This window comes from Salinisphaera aquimarina (genome assembly GCF_042643355.1).
GTDB lineage: Bacteria > Pseudomonadota > Gammaproteobacteria > Nevskiales > Salinisphaeraceae > Salinisphaera > Salinisphaera aquimarina.
On record NZ_JBHRSS010000009.1, the window covers coordinates 214,564 to 221,222 of the forward strand.

Below are 6,659 nucleotides of genomic sequence, written 5' to 3' on the forward strand. Positions count from 1 at the left end.
CCGGGACCAGCCTATTTCCGAAACGGGAAGTTGAAGCCGTCGAGCAGCGCTCGTCCCTCTTCACTGTTCTGTGCGCTCGTCGAAATGACGATATCCATACCGCGCAATACGTCGACGCGGTCATAGTCGATTTCCGGGAACACGATTTGCTCCCGAACACCCAGACTGTAATTGCCGCGACCGTCGAACGAACGCGGATTCAGACCGCGAAAGTCACGAATACGCGGCAGCGACACGTTCACGAGCCGATCAAGGAACTCATACATCTGCGTACGACGCAGCGTGACCTTGCAGCCAATCGGCCAGTCTTCGCGGATCTTGAAACCGGCGATCGACTTGCGAGCACGTGTCATCACCGGCTTCTGACCGGCGATCTTGGCCATGTCGCCCATCGCGGCCTCGATGACCTTGCGATCCGACACCGCTTCGCCCACACCCATGTTGAGCGTGATCTTGACGATGCGCGGCGCCGCCATACGGCTGCTGTAGCCGAACTTTTCCATCAGCTGCGGCACGATCTGATCGGCATAGACTGCCTTCAGTCGCGGCGCTGGAATCTGTTGTGCGTTTTCCATGACTATATTGCCTACGCGTCGACGACTTCGCCGGACGATTTAAAGATACGGACCTTGCGGCGGTCGGCACCTTCGCCCAGAAACTTGAACCCGACCCGATCGCCCTTCTTGGCATCCGGGTTGTAGAGCATCACGTTGGACACGTGCAGCGGCATCTCGCGTTCCTCGATGCCGCCCTGGATACCGGCGTTCGGATCCGGCTTCACGTGCTTCTTCGCGACGTTGATACCTTCGACAACGACCTTGTCGCCGAGAATACGGGTCACGGTGCCGCGGCGTCCGCGGTCCTTGCCCGATTTGACGACGATCTCGTCGCCGTTACGAATACGCTTGGAGCTCATAGCACCTCCGGCGCGAGCGAGATGATACGCATGAACTTCTCACGCAGCTCGCGCGTAACCGGCCCGAAGATACGGGTTCCGACCGGCTCGTTGTTGGGATTGAGCAGCACGGCAGCGTTCGTGTCGAAACGAATCACGGAGCCGTCCGCACGCCGCACGCCGTGACGCGTGCGCACCACGACCGCGTTCATGACTTCGCCTTTCTTGACGCGACCACGCGGGATCGCGTCCTTGACGCTGACCTTGATGATGTCGCCGACGCCGGCATAACGACGATGCGAGCCGCCCAGCACTTTAATGCACTGGACGCGGCGGGCACCGCTGTTATCGGCCGCGTTGAGTACCGATTCTGTCTGGATCATGGCTTGTCTTTATCCTGCGGTATCGAATTCGCCGGCCTTCTCGACCACGCGACGCAACGACCACGCCTTGTGGCGCGACACCGGACGGCCTTCGGCGATCTCTACCCAATCGCCGACCTGGCACGTGTTGTCCGGATCGTGCGCTTTCAGCCGCGTGCTGCGACGAATGTACTTCCCGTACAGCGGATGCTGGGTACGACGCTCGATCAAAACAACAATGGTCTTGTCCATTGCGTTACTCACGACCTTGCCGGCGACGATGCGCTGGTTGGTCGCGGTTTCGCTCGTTTGGCTTGCTTCGCTCATGGCTCAACTATCCTATTTGGCCGCTTCGCGCAGCACGGTCTTGATGCGCGCGATATCACGACGAATCACGCCGAACTGGTGCGTCTGCGTAAGCTGGCCCGTGGCCTGCTGCATGCGCAGGTTGAACTGCTCGCGACGCAGCGCCAGCAATTCCTTCTTCATTTCTTCCGGCGATTTCTCGCGCAGTTCCTTAACTTTCATGTGCCGCCTCTACAGAATCTTGCGTTCAACGAAAGCCGTTTTCACCGGCAACTTCGACGCGGCGAGACGAAACGCTTCCTGCGCGATCTCGCGGGATACGCCTTCCATCTCATACAGCATCGAACCCGGCTGGACCTTGGCCACCCAGTACTCGACGTTGCCCTTGCCCTTGCCCATGCGAACTTCGATCGGCTTCTTGGTCACCGGCTTGTCCGGGAACACGCGAATCCAGGTCTTGCCGCCACGCTTGATGTGGCGAGTCATGGCACGACGCGCGGCCTCGATCTGGCGCGCGGTCAGACGACCACGCTCGACGGCCTTCAAACCGAATTCGCCAAAGCTGACTTCGTTGCCGCGCTGTGCAAGGCCGCGATTACGACCCTTGAACTGCTTGCGGAACTTGGTACGTTTGGGTTGCAACATGGTTGATTACCCCGCTGCCGCGCCGGATTCGGCGGGCTTCTCGTCAATCTTGGGTTCGGTATCGAACACCTCGCCCTTGAAGATCCAGACCTTGACGCCGATCACGCCGTAGGTGGTCTTGGCTTCGGCCAGGCCGTAGTCGATGTCGGCACGCAGCGTATGCAGCGGCACGCGACCGTCGCGGTACCATTCCGAGCGTGCGATCTCCGCACCGTTCAGTCGGCCACCGACGTTGACACGAATACCACCGGCACCCAGGCGCATCGCATTGCCCACGGCGCGCTTCATCGCACGACGGAACATGATGCGGCGCTCGAGCTGCTGCGCGATGTTCTGGGCGACAAGCAGCGCGTCCAGCTCCGGGCGGCGAATCTCTTCGACCGACAGATGCACCGGCACACCCATGCGCGTCGACACTTCCGAACGCAGCTTGTCGATATCCTCGCCCTTCTTGCCGATCACGATACCCGGACGTGCCGTATGAATCGTGATGCGGGCTGAACGCGCAGGGCGATCGATCTGGATACGACTCACCGACGCATGCGCGAGCTTCTCGCGAATGAAATCGCGAATCTCGAGATCCGTGTTGAGCGCGTCCCGATAGCCGGTGCCTTCGGCGTACCAGCGCGAGCTCCACTCGGTGGTGATGCCCAGGCGGAAACCGATCGGATGTACTTTATGACCCATATCTTTTACCGATTACTTGTCAGCGACACGAATCATGAGATGACTCGTGCGCTTGAAAATCCGGTCGGCGCGGCCGCGAGCACGCGGCTTCATCCGCTTCATCGTCGGGCCCTCGTCGATCATGATGACCGACACCTTGAGCTCGTCGATGTCCGCGCCTTCGTTATGTTCCGCGTTGGCGACCGCCGATTCCAGCAGCTTGCGCACGATGTGCGCCGCCTTCTTGGTCGAAAACTGCAGCGTTTCCAGCGCACGCTCTACCGGCATGCCGCGCACTTCGTCAGCGACGAGGCGCGCTTTCTGCGGCGAGATGCGTGCGAAACGCAGTTTGGCGAAAGATTCCATGTCGTCTTACCTCGCCTTAACCCTTGCGGTCGCCAAGGTGACCCTTGAACGTCCGCGTGGGCGAAAATTCGCCCAGCTTGTGACCGACCATGTTCTCCGACACGAACACCGGCACGTGCTGGCGACCGTTGTGTACGGAGATCGTCAGGCCGATCATGTCCGGCGTCACCATCGAGCGGCGCGACCAGGTCTTGATCGGACGCTTCGTGGTGCTGGTCAGAGCCTTTTCGACTTTCCGAGCCAGATGCAGGTCCACAAACGGGCCTTTCTTGATAGAGCGTGGCATAGCTATTCCTGTGCCTAATGTGAACGCGGCTTACCGCTTCTTCCGTTTCGTGCTGCGACGAACGATCATGCCGTCCGTGCGCTTGTTCGAACGCGTCTTGAAGCCCTTCGTCTTCCAACCCCAGGGGCTGGTCGGATGGCGACCGCCGCTCGTGCGACCCTCACCACCGCCGTGCGGATGATCGACCGGGTTCATGGCCACGCCACGCACCGTCGGCCGGCGTCCACGCCAGCGTGTTGCACCGGCCTTGCCGAGTTGGCGCAGGCTGTGCTCGTAATTCCCGACTTCACCGACCGTGGCACGACAATTGACATGCACGCGACGGGTTTCGCCAGACTTCAGGCGGACAATCGCGTATTCGCCCGTCTTGGCCGCCAGCTGGACGCCGGCGCCGGCGCTGCGCGCCATCTGGGCACCCTTGCCCGGACGCATCTCGACGCAATGCACGATCGTGCCGACCGGGATGCTTGCCATCGGCAGGCAGTTGCCCGGACGAATCGGCGACTGCGGACCGGACACCACTGCCGCGCCTTCATCCACGCCGCGGGGCGCGATGATATAGCGACGCTCGCCATCGGCGTACAGCAGCAGCGCGATGTTCGCGCTACGGTTCGGATCGTATTCCAGGCGCTCGACCTTGGCCGGAATACCGTCCTTGTCGCGCTTGAAATCAACCATGCGGTAGTGCTGACGATGGCCGCCACCACGATGACGCACGGTGATACGACCGTTATTGTTGCGACCGCCGCTCTTGCTCTTCTTGGAGATGAGCGAAGATTCGGGCTTGCCCGTGTAAAGCGCCTTGTTCTTGACGCTGACCACGAAGCGACGACCCGCGGATGTCGGCTTGGCTTTTTTGAGGGCCATAATTGCTTACCTGTCTCTGACGCTGAGTCGCGCTTACTGCGTGGCGCCGTCGAGGAAATCAATTTCCTCGCCGTCGGCCAACGTCACGTATGCCTTCTTCCAGCCGCTGCGGGTACCCGGCCGGCCACGAAACCGCTTCTGCTTCGGCTTCACGTTGGTGGTGGTCACGCCGTCGACCTTGACGCCGAACAGCGAAGCCACAGCTTCTGCTATCTCCGGCTTGGTCGCGCTCTTGGCAACTTCGAAAACCACCTGGTTGTGCACATCACCGACGATGCTGCTCTTCTCGGAGACATGCGGAGCATGCAGAACCTGAAAAATACGCTCCTGATTCATGCCAACCGCTCCTCGAGGGCGCGCAGCGCCTCTTCCGTAATCAGTACTTTCGCGGCACCGACGAGCACGACCGGATCCAGGCCCGCCACCGATACGACGTCGAGCCCCACGATGTTGTTCGCCGAATAACCGACCTTGTCGTCGACCTCGTTGACGACAAGCAGACCGCGCGGCTCGATCTTCTGATCGGCGAATGCCTTGATCAGACCTTTCGTGCTGCGCGCTTCGAGCGACAATTCGCCAATGACCGTCAGGCGATCCTGACGCACCAGCTCGGAGACGATCGAACGCATGCCGGCGCGATACATCTTGCGATTGACCTTTTGCGAATGATCCCGCGGGACCGCCGCAAACGTCACGCCGCCGCCGGCCCAGATCGGGCTGCGAATGGTGCCGGCACGGGCACGACCCGTGCCCTTCTGCCGCCACGGCTTCTTGCCGCCGCCGCGAACCGCGGACCGATTCTTCTGCGCCTTGGTGCCCGAGCGTCCACCGGCCATATAGGCGGTCACGATCTGGTGAACCAGCGTCTCGTTGAAGTCGCGCGCGAAGATCTCATCCGAAACGGATACCGACTTGCCGCCTGTTGCTAGATTGAGTTCCATGACTTATGCCTGTCTGACTGTCTCGGGCTAACCGGTCTTCTTGACGGCCGGGGCGATGATCACGTCACCACCCTTGGCGCCAGGAACACCGCCCTGGATCAGGATGAGGTTCCGCTCGGCGTCGACGCGAACCACGCGCAGGTTCTGCACGGTGGTGCGGACATTACCCAGCTGACCCGCCATCTTCTTGCCCTTGAACACATGGCCCGGCGACTGGTTCTGACCAATCGAGCCCGGCGCACGATGCGCTTTCGAGTTACCGTGCGACATGCGCTGCGAGCGGAAATTGTGCCGCTTGATGACGCCACCATAACCCTTGCCGATGGAACGCCCGACCACGTCGACGATCTGCCCTTCGGCAAACAGCGAAACGGTCAATTCACCGCCCACTTCGATCTCGACCTGCTCGGCCTCGGCCGGCTCTTCGCCTTCGGCGGCCGGCTGCGGGGCTTTGCCCGGCACCGTCGGCCATTCGCCGTCGACCCGGAATTCCCACATGCCACGACCGGCTTCCACACCTGCCTTCTTAAAGTGGCCGGCATGCGCCTGGGTCACGCGGCTTGCGCGTCGCTCGCCCGTCGTCACCTGCACGGCGCGATAGCCGTCAGTGTCGATGTCCTTTTTCTGTACCACGCGGTTCGGGTCGACTTCGACAACCGTGACGGGCACGGATACGCCGTTTTCGTCGAACACGCGGGACATGCCGCGCTTGCGACCAACCAATCCAATAGCCATGTTTGAAATACCTTCTCGCTTATCGCCACTCGCTAGAGGGGGCGACAGTTCAAGTTTGGTTATGTCCAGTTAACGAAGCCCGCGGTCGCGGGCTTTGCTCTCCAGGGGCGCGGACTATAACAGACCGCACCCGGTTTGTCTCGTCTTACTGCAATTTAATTTGGACGTCGACGCCCGCAGCAAGATCCAGTTTCATCAGAGCATCAACAGTCTTCTCTGTCGGCTCGACGATGTCCATCATCCGCTTGTGGGTACGGATCTCGTACTGATCACGCGCATCCTTGTTCACATGCGGCGACACAAGGATCGTGAAGCGCTCCTTGCGGGTCGGAAGCGGGATCGGGCCATGCACCTGGGCGCCCGTGCGCTTGGCGGTCTCCACGATCTCGCGTGCGGACTTGTCGATCAGACGGTGATCAAAAGCCTTGAGACGGATACGAATATTCTGACTAGCTGCCATGGTCTTCTAATCGCCTCAGGCGGTGATCTTGGTAACGACGCCAGCACCCACGGTGCGGCCGCCTTCACGGATTGCAAAGCGCAGACCTTCTTCCATCGCGATCGGATGGATCAGCTCCACGTTCATCGTG

The 6,659-nt window shown here is 60.9% G+C and carries 15 protein-coding genes; all 15 read right to left on the reverse strand.

The features are described from left to right. Positions 1-11: 11 nt before the first annotated feature. Positions 12-575 (reverse strand): 50S ribosomal protein L5, encoded by a 564-nt coding sequence (gene rplE / locus ACFOSU_RS19305; RefSeq protein ID WP_380691586.1) that lies wholly within the window; start codon positions 573-575, stop codon positions 12-14. 11 nt (positions 576-586) lie between these two features. Next, the gene (gene rplX / locus ACFOSU_RS19310) at positions 587-916 is read right to left on the reverse strand and encodes a 50S ribosomal protein L24 (RefSeq protein ID WP_380691587.1); all 330 of its coding nucleotides are present in this window, start codon (positions 914-916) and stop codon (positions 587-589) included. After that, positions 913-1,278, reverse strand: a complete 366-nt coding sequence (gene rplN, locus ACFOSU_RS19315) for a 50S ribosomal protein L14 (protein WP_380691588.1) — start codon at positions 1,276-1,278, stop codon at positions 913-915. Before rplN ends, rplX begins: the two co-directional genes overlap by 4 nt. A gap of 9 nt (positions 1,279-1,287) precedes the next feature. After that, entirely contained in the window at positions 1,288-1,584 is a 297-nt protein-coding gene (rpsQ, locus tag ACFOSU_RS19320) for a 30S ribosomal protein S17 (RefSeq protein WP_380691589.1), read from the reverse strand. Positions 1,585-1,596: 12 nt separating this feature from the next. After that, positions 1,597-1,785: a 50S ribosomal protein L29 gene (gene rpmC, locus ACFOSU_RS19325; RefSeq protein WP_380691591.1), complete on the reverse strand. Its 189-nt coding sequence runs from the start codon at positions 1,783-1,785 to the stop codon at positions 1,597-1,599. Positions 1,786-1,794: 9 nt separating this feature from the next. Further along, positions 1,795-2,208, reverse strand: a complete 414-nt coding sequence (gene rplP, locus ACFOSU_RS19330; protein ID WP_380691592.1) for a 50S ribosomal protein L16 — start codon at positions 2,206-2,208, stop codon at positions 1,795-1,797. Positions 2,209-2,214: 6 nt separating this feature from the next. Then, positions 2,215-2,895 (reverse strand): 30S ribosomal protein S3, encoded by a 681-nt coding sequence (gene rpsC / locus ACFOSU_RS19335; RefSeq protein ID WP_380691593.1) that lies wholly within the window; start codon positions 2,893-2,895, stop codon positions 2,215-2,217. Positions 2,896-2,907: 12 nt separating this feature from the next. Then, the gene (rplV, locus tag ACFOSU_RS19340; protein WP_380691594.1) at positions 2,908-3,240 is read right to left on the reverse strand and encodes a 50S ribosomal protein L22; all 333 of its coding nucleotides are present in this window, start codon (positions 3,238-3,240) and stop codon (positions 2,908-2,910) included. 16 nt (positions 3,241-3,256) lie between these two features. Further along, positions 3,257-3,526, reverse strand: a complete 270-nt coding sequence (rpsS, locus tag ACFOSU_RS19345) for a 30S ribosomal protein S19 (protein ID WP_380691595.1) — start codon at positions 3,524-3,526, stop codon at positions 3,257-3,259. Between the two features lie 30 nt (positions 3,527-3,556). Beyond that, positions 3,557-4,393 (reverse strand): 50S ribosomal protein L2, encoded by an 837-nt coding sequence (gene rplB / locus ACFOSU_RS19350; protein WP_380691596.1) that lies wholly within the window; start codon positions 4,391-4,393, stop codon positions 3,557-3,559. 33 nt (positions 4,394-4,426) lie between these two features. Then, complete coding sequence (rplW, locus tag ACFOSU_RS19355) at positions 4,427-4,729, reverse strand: 50S ribosomal protein L23 (protein WP_380691597.1); 303 nt, start codon at positions 4,727-4,729, stop codon at positions 4,427-4,429. Continuing rightward, the gene (gene rplD / locus ACFOSU_RS19360) at positions 4,726-5,334 is read right to left on the reverse strand and encodes a 50S ribosomal protein L4 (RefSeq protein WP_380691599.1); all 609 of its coding nucleotides are present in this window, start codon (positions 5,332-5,334) and stop codon (positions 4,726-4,728) included. Before rplD ends, rplW begins: the two co-directional genes overlap by 4 nt. Positions 5,335-5,361: 27 nt before the next feature. Beyond that, positions 5,362-6,069 (reverse strand): 50S ribosomal protein L3, encoded by a 708-nt coding sequence (rplC, locus tag ACFOSU_RS19365; protein ID WP_380691601.1) that lies wholly within the window; start codon positions 6,067-6,069, stop codon positions 5,362-5,364. Positions 6,070-6,214: 145 nt separating this feature from the next. Further along, positions 6,215-6,529, reverse strand: a complete 315-nt coding sequence (gene rpsJ, locus ACFOSU_RS19370) for a 30S ribosomal protein S10 (RefSeq protein WP_380691602.1) — start codon at positions 6,527-6,529, stop codon at positions 6,215-6,217. Positions 6,530-6,544: 15 nt separating this feature from the next. Next, a partial coding sequence (locus ACFOSU_RS19375) for an EF-Tu C-terminal domain-related protein (protein ID WP_449329141.1) occupies positions 6,545-6,659 on the reverse strand: 115 nt, incomplete at its 5' end.